This is a genomic window from Acetobacter conturbans (assembly GCF_011516755.1).
In the GTDB taxonomy this organism is placed as follows: domain Bacteria; phylum Pseudomonadota; class Alphaproteobacteria; order Acetobacterales; family Acetobacteraceae; genus Acetobacter; species Acetobacter conturbans.
In genome coordinates this window covers 43,769-59,679 of record NZ_WOSY01000006.1, presented here as the reverse complement: position 1 = coordinate 59,679, position 15,911 = coordinate 43,769, and the positions used below count along the sequence as shown (strand labels likewise).

Sequence of the window (15,911 nt, the reverse complement as noted above, 5' to 3'; positions counted from 1 at the left end):
ATCCCCATACCTGACACAAACAGACAGATTCGAAATCGGATATCGCCTTATTTACTATGAGATTTTAAAGCACGCCCTATTCGTAACTCATAAAAATATTACCATTTTCTCGGCTCCCCTGTAGATAAAAGTGTAACGTCGATAGAATACGCTATTAAAATAAAACAGTCTTTAAGAATAGTTCTTCAATTTTACATTATAAAATCTACCTTGAAACGATTTTTATTTATCAAACTAAAATAATCATCTCAATACCGATACTGCCACAGCACGCCCACACTACTTCCCGGATCATTCTCCGGCGTGGTGAAGCCCGTCACGTTGCCACCCGTTCCGACAGTCGTATTCAGCTTCAGGTGCTTTGTCAGATCGACCTGCACCTGCGCCTGCGTGCCGCTGCCGGAGGTCGCCTGTTTGGCGCCGACATAGACCCCCTTCATCACGTATTTGCCCGCCTCGATACTGGCTCCGCCATTCCCGACGCCGGAACCGCCCCCGAGAGCGAGCCGGTCCAGCCCCAGCGTCTTACGAACCGTGCCGAGAGGGTCGAAGCCCGAACCCCCGGCCAGCGTGGCCAGCGCGGCGCCAAGTTCCGCCATCTGCGTGGTGGAGAGAGAATGTGCATCCGTGCCGAACAGGAGCATCGCCAGAATCTGGTCCTGAGGGAGTGAGGGTACGGACTCAAAGCTGATCTTCGGATCGCTGGCATAGCCTCCGACTTTTAGCATCGCCGTCTCTCCACTGACATTGCGTTCGGCCACGAAATCCAGTGTCGGGTCCAGTTTGTGAGAAACACCCGTCCCATCGAACCCCACACGGCCTTTCGTGAAGTTCAGGGTGATGCCACCAAGACTGAAGAGGCCGCGCTTCATGTTGAAGCCGCCTTCCACAACAGGCTGGGCCGCCGTGCCCTTCACACTGAGAAGACCGGCCATTTCAGCATCCAGACCATGACCGCGCACGAAGAATTCGCCCGGCGACGTCACTTTCAGATCAAGACCGATGACCCGCGCACTGGTTTTTTCTTCCATTTCGGGCGGTTTCTCGCCCGGTCGCACGACGGTCAGCGTGGCAACGGAACTGGGCATCGAATTGGGAATGTTGATTTCCACATGCGGCAGTTTGATCGCGCCCGCTACATCGACGCGCGTATCGGCCTGCCCTTTCACAGTCAGATCGGCATCCATGATGGCGGTCAGAAGGTCGCTTGCCACCGGCTGCGCCTTGCTGGCCGTCAGGTGCAGGTCAACCGGCATACCGGGCGCGAAAACACCGACATTCCCTGTCACGCCAATGCTTCCCTTACCGGCCTGAGCCGTGAAGGACTGGATGATGAGTTCCTCACCCTGCGCCAGAATAGTGGCTTCGATATTCGAAAGATGCAGCCCCTGTGCGAAGTCCTGCACATCGCCCTTATGCAGGGTCAGCGATCCGCGAGCCGCCGGACGTGCCACCGTCCCCTGCACCGTCATGTCAAAAGCAGCGAGTCCGAGAGCCTGCCTTCCGCCAGCGCCAAGGACGCCATTGGCCAGCGAAAGATCAAGAGTGCCGTGCGTTCTAAGATTGATGGGTCCGGTTCTGGATGTCGGCACAGTGCCTTCGGCCATGAGGCTGGCCTTCGAGCCGACAGTGGCGCGCGCATTGATCTTTCCGGAAGCACCTGCCAAATCCGCCGTTGCGTCGATCTCGGCGGCTGGCAGGGCAGCGGCATCTCCGGTCAGTACCTTCAGCCCGCGACCGGTCAGTTGCACATGGCCACGCGGTGCTTCGAGCGAACCGGTCAGCTTCGCGTCGGCCGCGAGTGTACCAACCGCTTTCAGCGTGGGGGCAAAGGGTTTGGCGAGCGCGGGAGTGATGTTCTTCAGGGAAGCGGTCAGGTTGAGAGCTGGTTTGGCCGTCCCAGCAATATCGATGCTGGCGGGGGCGACACCCGGCGGTGCAAGAGTGGCACGCAACCGATCCACCCCAAGCGTCTTGCCATAGGAGACGTTGACCGGCGCTTCCAGACGGAGCGCCTCCCCTTTTGCGGTGGCGGTCAGGCGACTCACACGCACGGTCTGTCCCGGAATATCGGCGAGGGCCGACACGTCGAGCGCCCCCGGCGCGCCGTACATCTGTGGAAACCGACCTGTGGCCTCCACAGCTACCGCGTTCTGTGGTCCGTTTACGGTCGCCCGCAGGCTGCCCGCGACAGACGGGGCCGTCAGCCGGTCGAGAAGCAGGGACAGACCGGCACGGGGCGAACCCTCCGGATCGAGAACTGAGCCGCTCAGTTTCAGCGTGCCTACGCGATAGGGGGCCATCGCCACATCGCCCGTGACATTGATGGTCGTCTTCAGCGGGCTGCTGTCCGTGGCCACCGCGCTTTTCAGCGACGCCACGAGCGAGCCGGTGATGGGTTGACCAATCAGGTTCTTCAGATCCGCCAGCCGGGTTACTTTGAGATCCAGCGTGCCAAGCGGAATTTTCCGTTTAGCGGGCATTTGCAGATCACCGGTGCCGTGGACACTGTTCCACTCCAGTTTGGTGATCTGCACTGTCCGATTGCCGTCCTTGTCCTGACCACCAGTGAGATCGGCAGACAGCGGCGCATGGTCGACCGTGCCGCTCGCAGTGAGATGCGCCGTGGGTGCGGCAGGGAGGTGATCCGCTGTCAGATCGAGAACAACCGGCCCGCGCGGCATGGTAGCCGTTCCGAAATCACTGGCGAGATGCGCTTTGGCCGAAAGATCGTCCGTCGGCCCGGAGGCCGTGAGATCGAGTTTGGCATTGCCACGCAGCATTTTGGCCGCTGCGGCCAGATCCGTGAGGCTAAGGGTGGCCTGAGCCTCATCCAGCGTGGTTTTGGCATTCTGTATCGTGGCGGCGGCCTTGGCCGTGAGATGAAGGCTGCGTCCGTCCAAAGTCAGGGTATCGAGCCGGAGGCTCTGTCCTTCCCCGCTCGTTTTGTCACCTGTCTTTTTGATCGTGGCATGAGCGGCAAGTTTCCCGTTCGGCCCGATCAGCCCGACTGCCTGTTCCAGACCACTGAGCGCCGCGATATTCCCCGTAAGACTGACCGTTGTGGTGTCACCAGTTTCAGCAGGAAGTGCAAAATCGGAAGCGAAATCGGCATGTCCGCCCAGCTTCTGGCCAGCCGCCGCAGCGAGCGGAGCAAGATCAGGGAGCGTAAGGTTGGCCGAACCTTTTATGGCGGGTTTCGTGTCCGCCTGCGCCGTCAGTTGCAGGAACGGATGGGACAGCGCGAGCGTGGCCGGACGGTTTTCACTGTTCGGCGCATAGGTCGCATCAAGCTGAAGGGGAGCACCGGCCAGCAAGGTCGGGCTGCTGCCTGGAATACGCAACCCGGAGGCGATAGCCCGCAGATGCAGCAGGTCAAGCTGCTCACCCTGCCCCATGCCGTCGAAACTGACATTCAGGGCACCGACCTGCGTGCTACCGACGGCGAGGTTGCTGACCGTGAGCGTGCCGGTTCCGGCAGGCGCGGTATAAGGCCCCTTCAACTGCGCGGCGAGTGCGATCGACTGCCAGCCTATGCTGTTGCTGAGCGACATTGCGGGCGCGTTAAGGGACGCTGTGATATCGGCAGTGCCGGCGAGCAGGTCGAGCTTACCCTTGACGGCGCTGGTGATGCTGCCGGCCTGAGCCCCGAAATCGAGAGCGGCCCCGCTGGTCGGTCCGGCGAGGTGAAGAGTCAGCGTGACGGGGGTGATCTCCGGCATCTTGCTCAACCCGGCAATGATCCCGTCCTTACCGTCCTGTGCCGTCAGATCCAGCGTGAGGGCATGAGGCTCCGTCTGGGCCGCCACCCTGACCGCCCCTTCGGCGTCGAGACGTTTCAGATCGACCAGAATATCGGCTTTCGGCAGATTCCTGAAGGAAGGTCCGTTGATCAGCGCATCAAGCTGGGGAGCCGCCGCATGGCCCTGAAGGGCAAAGACCGCCGCCAGACCGGCGATAGGGGCACCGACCTCGATCCGTTTGGCGTCCACGGCCTTTATGTCGATTCCAAGCCCGGTTTTCGTGGGGCCGCTGGAGGTCTTTTTCGAACTGTCGCTTTCCGGCAGACGGGGCAGCGCAAGCCGGTCGAAGCTCAGCAGATCGACATGGACCGTGCGCCCGCCCATCTTCAGCGGCGACCAGTCGAGGGCCAGATTCTCGATGGTGAGCCATGCCCCTTTCGTATCACGCAATTCGATCCTACCGATCCGCACTGCATCGGGAAAGCGTCCATGCAGGCCGGACACGACGACTGTACTGCCGGTCAGGGATTGCACCTGACGTTCGATGAACCGGCGACCGGGATCGACATTCGCACCGATCAGGACGACACCGACGGCCAGCACGGCAAGCCCCGCGACTGAGCCAACAGCGATGCCGGTTCCCTTCGCGATGCGCCGTCCGAGGGAACGACGCGGTGGAGGAGAAATATCAGGAGGCGTGGTGCCAGCCATCAGAACGTCTCTCCCAGACCGATATAAAGTTCCCACTTGTCGCCACGCTGCTCACGGTTGAGCGGCACAGCGACATCAATACGGATCGGCCCGATAGGCGTGAAATACCGCGCCCCCGCTCCAGCTCCCACACGAACCGTACCGGTGAAGGGCGCACTGCCCGAACCAACCTGTCCCGCATCCATGAACGCGGCCATGCCCCAGCTTTTGAAGAAGCGCTGGCGGAATTCCACGGTGCCTGCATCAAGCGACGTGCCGCCAATGGCATATTTCGAATTGGGAAACTGCGGCCCCACGCCCTGATAGCGGAAGCCGCGGATAGTGGCCGTGCCACCGCCATAAAGCCGCTGATCGGGAGGAATGGCGTAAGTGGAGGCTCCCTGCACGCTGCCAACGATAGCCCGAAAGGCGAAAACGCTGCGTCCGGGATTGGAAATGCCGAATCTGGCGAGATCGAAATAGGTCGAGGCATTCGCCTGCAAAAGCGCGAAGAAGCTGGTTCCGTGATTGAAAGAGGCGGACGGCGTGACGCTCAGGGACACCCGCACGCCATGCGTTGGCGGTTGCAGCGGGGACGGCAGGTCGGTGTTGTCGTAATTGGCGCTGACTGGCGCGAACACCATCGTGTAGTCTCTAGTCACGCCAAACTGCGCGATTTTCTCCTCCTCGGCAGCCATGCCATAGGACAGATTCCAGCGGCGATTGAGCTGGCGCACAATACCGGCGCGCAGGATCAGGGCGGTCTGGCGATAGGAATAGAAAAGCTGACGGATACCTTCGACGCGAAAACTGGCGTTCTGGTGACGACCGGGGAAATCCGGCTTGAACAGGTCGGCATACACGTCATAACCAAAGCCCTGCTGAGCCGTGCCGCCGACACCCGTAACAAGCGCTGTCAGCTTGAGACGCTCGGCATTCCCGAACAGATTATGATGTGTCCAGGTACCCCCGACACGTCCACCAAGATCTGTTGAATAGCCGACCTCCGCACCGATCGTATGCCGCTTCGCCTCGCGGAAATTGAACGTCAGGGGCATGGAGCCGTCAGGGGCCAGCTTCGGCGCGTCCTTGACGCCGACGGTCGAAAAGATCCCCAGCGACGCGAGATCCTGACGGGCATCCTCGATCTTCGACGGCTGGTAGAGCTGGCCGGGCGCAACATTGAGGCGTTTCCGGACAAAGTGCGGATGCGTGTAGTCCAGTCCGTCGAGCGTGATCGGGCCGATATTCGCCAACGGGCCGATCGTCACCGGATAGGTGACGTTGAGGGTTCGGGTCTCGGGCTGGAGATAGGCAGTGGGCGTGTCGACTTTCGCCAGCGGATGCCCCTCTTCCTTGAGCGTCGCGTCAAGAGTGGCGCCCGCTTGCAGAACGGCTGAAGCGATGGCGGGCGCGCCGGTTTTAAGGCCGAACGCCTTTTCCTGCGCGGCGGAGAGCGCCACGGGTTTCCGGGAATCGGGCGCGATAACCTGCACGGTCCCGACGTGATAGAGTGGGCCTGTGCGGGTCGTGATGTGGATCGCCAGCGTCTCTCCCGAGGGCAGTGACGCCAACCAGAGCGGCAGGCCGATATCCTGCCCGTCCATCGAAAGCTGCGGGGGGGCTTTCGAGGCTGCGGGGCGCGTGACAGTGATGGTCACTTTCCCATCGTAGTAACCGAAACTTTCCAGTGCGGTGTTGAGACGATCGTATTCGTTGCGGATGCGGCCTGCGAGCGCGAACGGACCGACCGCGTGGGCTTTCTGCAGGCCGAGAAGATCCGATGAGGACGTCAGGGCGGCATCAAGATCGCCATTGCCAGTTGGATCGATTTTCGTCGTGTAGGGCACCGTGGGGCCAACGGCCGCAGATGTCGTCGCCTTCTGCTTCTTCTGGCTATCACGGGCGGCCAGCGCAGGCTGAGCGCACACGAGCAGAGCGAGAAGAAGGGCGACGCCATTTCGACCGACATCGCACGGCAAACGCTTCCCTGACATGATCGGGCTGTCCGGCCGGCACGACGCCACGCAACGGCGACGGGCAACAGATGGTGAGGCAACAACTCCTGTCATCAAACCCTTAATGGCAACATTTCAACAAACAGACGAGCCGGGAACGCCGTTTTTTTATTGCTCTCTGTGTCGATTTTGGGGCTTTTTCAGCCTGCGTTGTCGAATTTCCCGATTTGAGGCTATGAAAAGGAATGCACCCATTCATAGTCCTTCCCCTGCCTGACGGAGAGGCGTATGCGCGCCGCCGCTAAAAAGCTGCCATCCCCGCTCCCGCTGCTGAAAAGACGGATTCCGCCTTTCCGCATCGATCCTGTCGAACTGGACCTGATCGACGCCCAGGAACGCAGGCAGGCGGCCCGCAGCATCTCCCGCCGTGTCCGCGCCGTCGTCAAGCTGATCGCGATTGGCATCTGGACCCCGCTTTCCGTGGGCTTCGAGGCTGTCCTGCTGATTGTTCCCGGCACCGCCAAAATCCGCTGGACGCGCGTGATCTGGGGCGTGCTGTGCCGCCTGCTCTCCCTGAAAATCAGGGTCATCGGCCGACGGGCCGGAGGGGTGGGCGGAGCGAAAGCGCGGGCACGCGGTGAACGTCCGGTGATTTACATCTCCAATCATTCGACCTGGCTCGACGTGCCCGTGCTCGGAACGATTCTTCCCTCCGTCTTCGTCGCGAAAGGGGATATCGAACACTGGCCCGTCATGGGGCTGGTCTCGAAAATCGGGCGCACCATCTTTGTCAGCCGCCAGCGCAACACGACGGGGCGCGAGCGGGACGAAATGATCACGCGTCTGGCGGACGGCGACAATCTGGTGCTGTTCCCCGAGGGCACGTCCTCCGATGGATCGCGCGTGCTGCCCGTCATGTCCGCCTTTTTCGCCATTGCGAAGCCGCCGCGCCTGCGTGGTGCGGAAGCCGAGACCATGCCGAAATTCCGTAAGGGCATGACACCGCTGATCCAGCCCATATCGCTCGTCTATGACGAACTGGATGGCTTCAGCATCGGCAAGGCACGGCGTCCTGTTTTCGCATGGTACGGTGACATGGATCTGGGGCCGCATGTCTGGCAACTGGCTCAGTGGCGTTCCATGCAGGCGACGGTGATCCTGCATCCTCCGCTCGATCCCGAAGACTTCCCGAGTCGGAAAGCGCTCGCCGTGGCGACGTGGCGCGCGGTGACGGAAGGCGCAGCCCGTCTGCGCCAGAATGACGAGCCTGAGGCTCCGGACTGGAAAGTCCGCCTGATGGGGCCTCCGTCCGCTTCACGGAAGCGTGACAAGGCTTCCTCGAAAGGTTCACTTGACAACTCACCCCCCTCTTTTGCCTGATGTCAGATAGCAGCCACCGGTCCTGTTGACCGGTCGGACATCCGAAGCGAAAGAGAGGTTCCCGGCTTGACTGGTTACGGCTCATTCCTTGCAGTGCCGTCCGGTTTTTCCGGTCAGACCGGCTTCAGGTCTTGACCCCGACGCCTGCAAACAGGATTCCTCCCCATTCCGTCGCGCGGAATGGTCCGGCGGCGCTCCGGAACGAGCCTGAGCTGTGACGACTGATCTCTCCCCCAAAGCCGATATCCTGACCGCGGTCGACTCACGCCCGAACACGCGGGGTCTGCATATGATCACGTGGGGCTGTCAGATGAACGTCTATGACAGCGCCCGCATGACGGATGTGCTGCGACCGCTCGGCTTTGCTCCGGTGGATGATCCCGCACAGGCGGACATGATCATCCTCAACACCTGCCACATTCGTGACCGGGCGGCGGAGAAGGTTTTTTCCGAACTCGGACGGCTGCGCCTCATCAAGGAGGAACGGACGAACGAGGGGCGTACTACCGTCCTGGCCGTAGCCGGTTGTGTGGCGCAGGCCGAAGGCGAGCAGATTCTCAAACGCGCGCCTTATGTGGACATCGTGCTGGGTCCGCAGACCTATCACCGGCTGCCGGAAATGGTGGCCAAAGCCGCCCGGGCCGGTGGCTCCGTGATCGACACCGACTTTCCCGCCGAACAGAAATTCGACTTTCTGCCGGACACCGAAGCGCCGCAGACCGCCGGAAATGTCACAGCCTTCCTCACCGTGCAGGAAGGGTGCGACAAATTCTGTTCGTTCTGCGTGGTGCCCTACACGCGCGGCGCGGAAGCCAGTCGCCCGGTCACCTCCGTTCTTGCCGAAGCCCGTCGCATGGTCGCGAGCGGCGTGCGGGAGTTGACCCTGCTCGGCCAGAACGTCAACGCGTATCACGGTGAAGGACCGGATGGCGGCACATGGAGCCTTGCCCGGCTGGCCTATGCGCTGGCCGCCATCCCCGGTCTGGAGCGCATCCGCTACATGACCTCCCACCCCCGCGACATGGGCGATGACCTGATTGCCGCCCACCGGGATCTGCCCGCGCTGATGCCGTTCCTGCATCTTCCTGTGCAGTCCGGCTCGGACAGCATCCTGCGGGCCATGAACCGGGGGCATACGGCGGACGACTATCGCCGTCTGGTGGACCGGCTGCGCGATGTGCGGCCGGACCTTGCCCTTTCATCGGATTTCATCGTCGGCCATCCCGGCGAAACCGATGCTGATTTCGAGGCGACCATGCAGTTGATCCGCGATGTGCGGTTCGCTCTGGCCTACTCGTTCAAATACTCCGTGCGGCCGGGCACACCGGCGGCGGGGGCACCCTTGCAGGTGGCGGAGTCCGTGAAGGACGAACGTCTTCAGGCATTGCAGGCACTGCTGCGCGAGCAACAGGACGCGTTCAACGAGTCCGTTGTCGATGTCGTCGCGCCGGTCCTGTTCACAGGTCGGGGCCGCAAACCGGGCCAGATGGTCGGGCGGTCCCCATGGCTTCAGCCGATCCATATTGATGGGTCGGATGATCTGGTCGGCACGATTCGTCCCGTGCTGATCACGCAACGGCTCAGCAATTCGCTGGTCGGAATGCTTGTCGAGGAGTGTGTGCCCGCTTGACCCAGCCCTTCACATCCGGAACCTCCAAACCCCGTCACGCGGGGTCCCCTCCCTCTTCTGCACGGAGTGCGTCCAGAACGACGACGCTTCAGTTCGGCGACAATGCGCTACTGGCGCAACTGGTCGGTGATCACGACCGACATTTGCGACACATGCAGGACGCTCTCGGGGTTACTCTGGCACGCCGGGGAAACCGGATTGCCATCAATGGAGAGCCGGGACGAACGGCCCTCGCGCATTCGGCCATCACCACGCTTTATCGCAAGCTTGAACGGGGTACGCCGATCGACACGGGCGAGATCGACGCGGCGATTCGCCTCTCCGATATCCATGCTGCCCTCAGGGAGCAGGTTCCGGGACAGGCGCCAATGGCCGCCACCGAAGTCGAGACACGAGCAGCCGGTCCGCGGCTCATGATCAACGATCTTCCCGCCATCCGCACCCGTCGCGGCGCGATCGAGCCGCGTTCGCCGGGGCAGGCCGCCTATATGGAAGCGCTGTCCCACAGTGAAATGGTCTTCGGAATCGGTCCGGCGGGCACGGGCAAGACCTATCTCGCTGTGGCGCAGGCCGTCGCCATGCTCCAGTCGGGTCAGGTGGATCGCATCGTGCTCTCGCGTCCCGCTGTCGAGGCCGGCGAACGGCTCGGCTTTCTGCCGGGCGACATGAAGGACAAGATCGACCCGTATCTGCGCCCGCTTTACGATGCGCTCTACGACATGATGCCGGGGGATCAGGTCGCGCGCCGCATCGCCACCGGCGACATTGAGGTCGCCCCGCTGGCCTTCATGCGCGGCCGCACTCTGGCCAATGCCTACGTCATTCTGGACGAAGCCCAGAACACGACACCGGCTCAGATGAAGATGTTCCTCACGCGCATGGGCAATGGCACGCGCATGGTGGTGACGGGGGATCTCAGTCAGGTCGATCTGCCGCGCGGCACCGTCTCCGGGCTGCAGGATGCCCTCCATACGCTGGAAGGCGTACAGGGCATTGCGATCAATCGCTTTGACGCCGGGGACGTTGTGCGGCACAGACTGGTTTCGCGCATCGTCGAAGCGTATGATGACAAGAAGACGGCGGAACGGGATTCCTCCCATGACAGCAGGTTCCGCCGGGAGCACAATGGAACCGCCAAGTACTGACGGCCGCCCTGCAAAAGGTGCGGCAGACTATGAGCCCTCCCCTTCCGGGGACGGGCTCTTCCCCTTTCCTCCCTCCAACTGGGGGGAGGATGCCGGAACAAACGGCGATGGTCCTGCGATCATTGTCGAGGATGCCAGATGGCGGGCCGTTGTGCCCAACGTCGAGTATCTGGTGCGCCGTGCCTGTGCCGCAAGCGTGGCATGGGCTGAGCGCCAGAGCATGGGTGAGCCCGTAACCGTTCCGGAAACCATTGTCCTGTCTTCCGACAGGGTCGTGAAAAGGCTTAATGCCCGCCATCGGGGTCGCAACAAACCCACCAATGTCCTGACATTCGAACCGATGCCCGGCTATCCCGGCAGTGAGATCATTCTGGCGCTGGGTGTCGTGCACAGAGAGGCGAAAGCCGCCCGCAAGCCGGTGTCGCATCATCTGGCGCATCTGGTCGCGCATGGCATCCTGCATCTTGGCGGCCACGACCACCATGAAGCGGGTGAAGCGCGCCGCATGGAAATGGAAGAGGCCCGCGTGCTCGCCATGATGGGTATCCCCAATCCATGGAAACCCCGCGCATGAGCGAAACCGACACGGTCTCCGGATCGAACGGCTCGCAGAAGCCGAAAAAAAGTCTGTTCGCCCTCTTCAGTCGCAAGAAGGACCACGGCGTTCGTCACTCCATCGCGGCCCTTGTTCAGGAAGCCGCCGACGCTGGTGACAGCGGCGATGAAACGCCCGAACTCGACCGGCAGGAACGGGCACTGATCGCCAATGTCCTGCGACTACGTGAGACGAGTGCCGACGATGTCATGGTGCCGCGCGCGGACATCGTGGCCATGCCCGTGGACATCAGCCTTGATGATGCGCTGGCCATGATGCGGCGTGAGAACCACTCACGCATGCCGGTCTATCGCGGACAGCTCGACGACATTGTCGGGATGATCCACGTCAAGGATTTGATCGCCTATGTCGGCACGAGTGAGGCGTTCAATCTTGAAGCGCTTCTGCGTCAGCCGCTGATGATCGCCCCACAGATGCCCGTGCTTGATCTGCTGCTGATGATGCGGCAGCGGCAGGTTCATCTGGCTCTGGTGATTGACGAATATGGCGGCATCGACGGGCTGGTGACCATCGAGGATCTGGTCGAGACCATTGTCGGCGACATCTCGGATGAACATGACGAGCCGACTGTTGCTATGATTGTCGAACGCCCCGACGGTTCTTTCGACGTGGACGCCCGCTGCCCCGTCGAAACATTCGAGGAACAGATTGGACCGATCCTCACGGAATCCGAACGCGAAGCTGAGATCGAGACGATCGGCGGTCTGGTGTTCCGTCTCGGGGGACACGTTCCAACACGCGGCGAAGTCCTGAATCACGAAAGCGGTTTCGTATTTCGTATTCTGGACGCTGATGCACGGCATATTCGCAAGGTGCGCGTGAGAAAGCCTCCGGAACTTAAGACTTCGCCTTCAGGCCCGACAACCGGAAACGGTGAACCCCGCGAGTAAAATCATCTTCGGCGGACACAGGCCTTTTCAGGAGGCATTGTCCGCCGGAGATCATCAGCGCTTCAAACCGGGAAGCCCGCTACACGGCGATGTTCTCCGCTGCCAGGCTTCCCCATCCGAAACTCTCTTGCTCAATACAGCAGGTAACTACTGATTTCGGCTTCCGGCTGAAGGTAATACGGAACGAAGAACTCCGGATAACCTTCAGAATAGACGTGTTCCATGCCCGTCGGAGGCACCGGTGACTTCACACCGTGGCTAGCAAGACAACTGTAAAGCGTGCTGCGAAGCTGTTCCGATGACAGTCCTGTCTGACGAGTTCCCTGAAACAGGTCCTGAGCATAGGGCATGCAGGGGGCTGGTGTATGAGCCAGCTTGCTGGCGATCTGTTTCTGCTTGTAGGCCGCGATATCGCTGTCAGACGCCCATATTCTGAGAGTTTCCGATGACGATGGCTGGAGCCACAGATCACGCCATCCAACAGGTCCCCCATGCAGGCGCGTTACGGCTATCCCTGCCTCTTTCGTGCCATCGGCCCGCACGAGCGTACCATGACAGGCCATGACCTGATACTGGGAGCCGAAGAGATGCCCCTTGATCGTGCCATCGGTAAAACCTGTGGCCGGACTTGCCGGTTTAGTGGTCACGACATCGGGAATGACTGTCGGCGCGTTGGCGATTGCGACAATCGACTGGTCCACGGCAGGCTCGGCGCAATAGTTCTGCAGCGGGTCAATCGTGTAGGAACATCCGGCCAGAAAGACGGTCAGAACAACAGGAATATAAGATTTCATCGGTTTGACTCGCGGAAATATCCCTGTCAGGCGACAGGAGAAACCCCGCTGCCATTTTGACTGCGAGGCGGCAAAAACCTGTTTTCTGCGTAACCTTCAGGGGCCGGTTGGTCAATCACTCCCTGCCAAGGGGAGCCATTCACTCTCCGGCCAGAGACCGGAACCGCGCAAAGTCCGGCTGTCCATCGAACAAAAACAGCATGTAATAATCGAGGTAATGTCGCCGGTTGCGCGCAACCTTCGTATAGAAGGGATAGACGTCAAACGGTCCGGTCATACCTTCTGGTCGAGGCTCGCTCTCCAGAATACATTTAGCCCTGAACAAAGGGGCATACAGGACCGAATCTTCAGTGTCGCGTCTGCGCACATGATAGAGATTTTTCCGGAAATGCCTCAGCCTGTCAGGCAGAATGAACACAATGCCTTTTTCGATAAATGGCCGGGGAAGCTCCTCGGCCATCATGTAGCGCAGGCTTTCCGGCATGTCGCAAAAGCAGGGATGATCCTGAACGATCACAGATCACCCCGCTTCGTGCATAAAGAACCTGTTCATGCCTCAGACGTCGAGATTGGCAACCTTGAGTGCGTTGCCGACAATGAAGTCACGACGTGGTTCAACCACATCACCCATCAGTGTTGAGAAGACCTCGCTCGCCTCCTCCAGATCGGCGACACGCACCTGAAGCAGCGTGCGGGTCGCCGGATCAAGCGTTGTATCCCAGAGCTGGGCGTCGTTCATTTCTCCGAGGCCTTTGAACCGGTTGATGGCCAGCCCCTTACGACCCTGAGCCAGCAGGCGGGTAAAGGCGGACGCGGGTCCGGCGACCACGATATCGGTATTGCCATCGAGCTTCATCTGGATGCCGTTGCCGTAATCAGTCACCAGACGATCTGCATTCCCTGCCAGCCAGCGTGCATCGGAACCGGCCAGTGAGGACGCATCGAGACGATAGGTTTCGCCGATACCACGCACGCTGCGTCCCATTTCGAGACCGGTATCGTTGAGGGATACTTTCCAGCCACGCTCGGTTTCACTAGAAGCCTGATCCAACCGTCTCTGCAACTCAGGAACGCGGGACTGCGAGAGATCGCGATCCGCATTGAACACGCCCGCAATGGCGGCCTGCTCGACGACCCAGGCAGGTGTGCGGACACCCAGACGAGTAATCACTCGTGAGGCATCCCGCATGAAACCGATTTCGCTGTCCAGCACATCAGCTTCCAGCACACGCCCCGTGCCCAGAGTCAGCGTTGCATTGGCCAGCGCCTTATCGAGGAGATACTGCTCCAGCGCAGCATCATCCTTGAGATAACGCTCTTCATTGCCACGCTTGGCGCGATAGAGCGGCGGCTGGGCGATATAGAGGTAACCCCGTTCAATCAGTTCCGGCATCTGACGGAAGAAGAATGTGAGCAGCAAAGTACGGATATGTGAACCGTCCACGTCAGCATCAGTCATGATGACGATGCGATGATAACGCAGCTTGTCGATGGTAAAGCCGCCCTGATCGGCCTCACCGCGCCCAATTCCTGTCCCCAGCGCCGTAATCAGCGTGCCGATTTCCGCCGAGCCAAGCATGCGATCGAAGCGTGCGCGTTCGACATTCAGGATCTTGCCTTTCAGCGGCAGGATCGCCTGAAAACGCCGGTCCCTTCCCTGCTTGGCGGTGCCACCTGCGGAGTCACCCTCAACGATGAACAGTTCGGCCTTGGAAGCGTCACGCTCCTGACAATCGGCCAGCTTCCCCGGAAGGGAGGAGATGTCGAGCACGCCCTTGCGCCGTGTCAGCTCACGCGCACGACGCGCTGCCTCACGGGCGGACGCCGCATCGAGCACCTTGGAGACGACCAGCTTCGCCTCGCGTGGGTGCGTCTCGAACCAGTGCCCGATCATGTCGGCAGCAGCGGTGTGAACAACCGGCTGCACTTCGGACGAGACGAGTTTGTCCTTGGTCTGCGACGAGAATTTCGGATCTGGCACCTTGACCGACAACACGGCAGTCAGACCTTCACGCATATCCTCGCCCACGAGAGTGGCTGCGTCTTTTTTCGCGATGCTTTCAGCATATTTGCCGACCATGCGCGTCAGTGCCTGACGGAAACCGGCCAGATGCGAACCACCATCCCGCTGCGGAATGTTGTTGGTGAAGCACAGCATAGTCTCGTGATAACTGTCGTTCCACGTCAGTGCGAACTCGACCTTGATACCGTTGGCCGGGTTTTCCAGACTGCCCGAAATAGGCGGCGTCAGGATAGGCGTGCGCGAACGGTCCAGCCATTCCACGAAGGCGACCAGACCGCCATCATAATGGAACACCTCCTCACGCACGGGATCGGTGCGAGCATCCCGCAGCGTGATCTTCATGCCTGAATTGAGAAATGCCAGTTCCCGCAGACGACGTTCCAGAATTGGAAACTCGAAGACTGTTTTCGCGAAGGTCGAACTGCTGGGCATGAACGTGACCTGCGTGCCACGCTCGGCATCGGACTTGCCCACCACGCTAAGGGCTTCCACACGTTCGCCGCGCGCAAAGCGGATCATGTGTTCCAGTCCGTTGCGCCAGATGCGCACTTCCATCCAGTCGGAAAGCGCGTTCACGACCGCCGCGCCGACGCCATGCAGGCCACCGGAAACCTTGTAGGAATTCTGGTTGAATTTGCCGCCTGCGTGCAGCTTGGTCAGCACCACCTCGGCGGCGCTAACGCCCTCTTCCTCGTGCACGTCCGTCGGAATGCCACGCCCGTTATCACGAACCGTCACGCTGCCGTCGGCGTTGAGCGTTACCTCGCAATGGTTGGCAAAGCCTGCCTGCGCTTCGTCCACGGCATTATCGATGATCTCGAACGCCATGTGATGAAGGCCGGAGCCATCGTCCGTATCGCCGATATACATACCCGGACGTTTGCGAACCGCATCCAGTCCCTTGAGCACCGAAATGGAGGACGCGCCGTAGTCGTCATTTTCGGCGGAAGAAGACGCAGAACTGGCAGAATCGATCATAACGGGATGAGTGCTCCGATGGTTCGCTGAAATGTCACAAGCGTTAGGATTGTTATAGCCGCTT

Annotated in this window: 10 protein-coding genes; 5 read left to right on the top strand and 5 right to left on the bottom strand. The window is 60.7% G+C overall.

Translation table 11 applies throughout. The features are described from left to right. Positions 1-248 precede the first annotated feature (248 nt). Both GOB81_RS07785 and GOB81_RS07780 read right to left on the bottom strand, forming a co-directional pair. Positions 249-4,454 carry a translocation/assembly module TamB domain-containing protein gene (locus GOB81_RS07785; protein ID WP_173569827.1) on the bottom strand — a complete coding sequence of 1,402 codons (4,206 nt, stop codon included), beginning with the start codon at positions 4,452-4,454 and terminating at the stop codon, positions 249-251. After that, on the bottom strand, positions 4,454-6,430 hold the full coding sequence (locus GOB81_RS07780; RefSeq protein ID WP_173569826.1) for an autotransporter assembly complex protein TamA: 1,977 nt from the start codon (positions 6,428-6,430) through the stop codon (positions 4,454-4,456). The genes GOB81_RS07785 and GOB81_RS07780 overlap by 1 nt, the downstream gene beginning before the upstream one ends. A gap of 249 nt (positions 6,431-6,679) precedes the next feature. Here GOB81_RS07780 and GOB81_RS07775 point away from each other — a divergent pair, with 249 nt between their 5' ends. The 5 genes from GOB81_RS07775 to GOB81_RS07755 all read left to right on the top strand — a co-directional run bounded on the left by GOB81_RS07775 (position 6,680) and on the right by GOB81_RS07755 (position 12,052). Beyond that, a complete protein-coding gene (locus GOB81_RS07775) occupies positions 6,680-7,771 on the top strand; it encodes a lysophospholipid acyltransferase family protein (protein ID WP_173569825.1) in 1,092 nt (363 codons plus the stop codon). Between the two features lie 289 nt (positions 7,772-8,060). After that, on the top strand, positions 8,061-9,401 hold the full coding sequence (miaB, locus tag GOB81_RS07770) for a tRNA (N6-isopentenyl adenosine(37)-C2)-methylthiotransferase MiaB (protein ID WP_242010139.1): 1,341 nt from the start codon (positions 8,061-8,063) through the stop codon (positions 9,399-9,401). Further along, complete coding sequence (locus GOB81_RS07765) at positions 9,386-10,546, top strand: PhoH family protein (protein ID WP_408736913.1); 1,161 nt, start codon at positions 9,386-9,388, stop codon at positions 10,544-10,546. The genes miaB and GOB81_RS07765 overlap by 16 nt, the downstream gene beginning before the upstream one ends. After that, on the top strand, positions 10,527-11,120 hold the full coding sequence (gene ybeY, locus GOB81_RS07760; protein ID WP_173569823.1) for an rRNA maturation RNase YbeY: 594 nt from the start codon (positions 10,527-10,529) through the stop codon (positions 11,118-11,120). Before GOB81_RS07765 ends, ybeY begins: the two co-directional genes overlap by 20 nt. Further along, positions 11,117-12,052 carry a hemolysin family protein gene (locus tag GOB81_RS07755; RefSeq protein ID WP_173569822.1) on the top strand — a complete coding sequence of 312 codons (936 nt, stop codon included), beginning with the start codon at positions 11,117-11,119 and terminating at the stop codon, positions 12,050-12,052. The genes ybeY and GOB81_RS07755 overlap by 4 nt, the downstream gene beginning before the upstream one ends. 131 nt (positions 12,053-12,183) lie before the next feature. Here the strand turns inward: GOB81_RS07755 and GOB81_RS07750 are convergent, their stop codons facing one another. From GOB81_RS07750 to gyrB, 3 genes are all read right to left on the bottom strand, one after another. Beyond that, positions 12,184-12,846 carry a hypothetical protein gene (locus GOB81_RS07750; RefSeq protein ID WP_173569821.1) on the bottom strand — a complete coding sequence of 221 codons (663 nt, stop codon included), beginning with the start codon at positions 12,844-12,846 and terminating at the stop codon, positions 12,184-12,186. 139 nt (positions 12,847-12,985) lie between these two features. Continuing rightward, a complete protein-coding gene (locus tag GOB81_RS07745; RefSeq protein WP_173569973.1) occupies positions 12,986-13,330 on the bottom strand; it encodes a hypothetical protein in 345 nt (114 codons plus the stop codon). Between the two features lie 72 nt (positions 13,331-13,402). Further along, positions 13,403-15,847 carry a DNA topoisomerase (ATP-hydrolyzing) subunit B gene (gyrB, locus tag GOB81_RS07740; RefSeq protein WP_173569820.1) on the bottom strand — a complete coding sequence of 815 codons (2,445 nt, stop codon included), beginning with the start codon at positions 15,845-15,847 and terminating at the stop codon, positions 13,403-13,405. Positions 15,848-15,911: the final 64 nt, after the last annotated feature.

What these genes read in the sequence shown, in the direction of transcription:
- GOB81_RS07780 (WP_173569826.1), bottom strand. Translation starts at nt 6,430, where the DNA reads ATGTCAGGGAAGCGTTTGCCGTGCGATGTCGGTCGAAATGGCGTCGCC.
- GOB81_RS07755 (WP_173569822.1), top strand. Translation starts at nt 11,117, where the DNA reads ATGAGCGAAACCGACACGGTCTCCGGATCGAACGGCTCGCAGAAGCCG.
- gyrB (WP_173569820.1), bottom strand. Translation starts at nt 15,847, where the DNA reads ATGATCGATTCTGCCAGTTCTGCGTCTTCTTCCGCCGAAAATGACGAC.
- GOB81_RS07775 (WP_173569825.1), top strand. Translation starts at nt 6,680, where the DNA reads ATGCGCGCCGCCGCTAAAAAGCTGCCATCCCCGCTCCCGCTGCTGAAA.
- GOB81_RS07745 (WP_173569973.1), bottom strand. Translation starts at nt 13,330, where the DNA reads ATGCCGGAAAGCCTGCGCTACATGATGGCCGAGGAGCTTCCCCGGCCA.
- ybeY (WP_173569823.1), top strand. Translation starts at nt 10,527, where the DNA reads ATGGAACCGCCAAGTACTGACGGCCGCCCTGCAAAAGGTGCGGCAGAC.
- GOB81_RS07750 (WP_173569821.1), bottom strand. Translation starts at nt 12,846, where the DNA reads ATGAAATCTTATATTCCTGTTGTTCTGACCGTCTTTCTGGCCGGATGT.
- GOB81_RS07785 (WP_173569827.1), bottom strand. Translation starts at nt 4,454, where the DNA reads ATGGCTGGCACCACGCCTCCTGATATTTCTCCTCCACCGCGTCGTTCC.
- miaB (WP_242010139.1), top strand. Translation starts at nt 8,061, where the DNA reads ATGATCACGTGGGGCTGTCAGATGAACGTCTATGACAGCGCCCGCATG.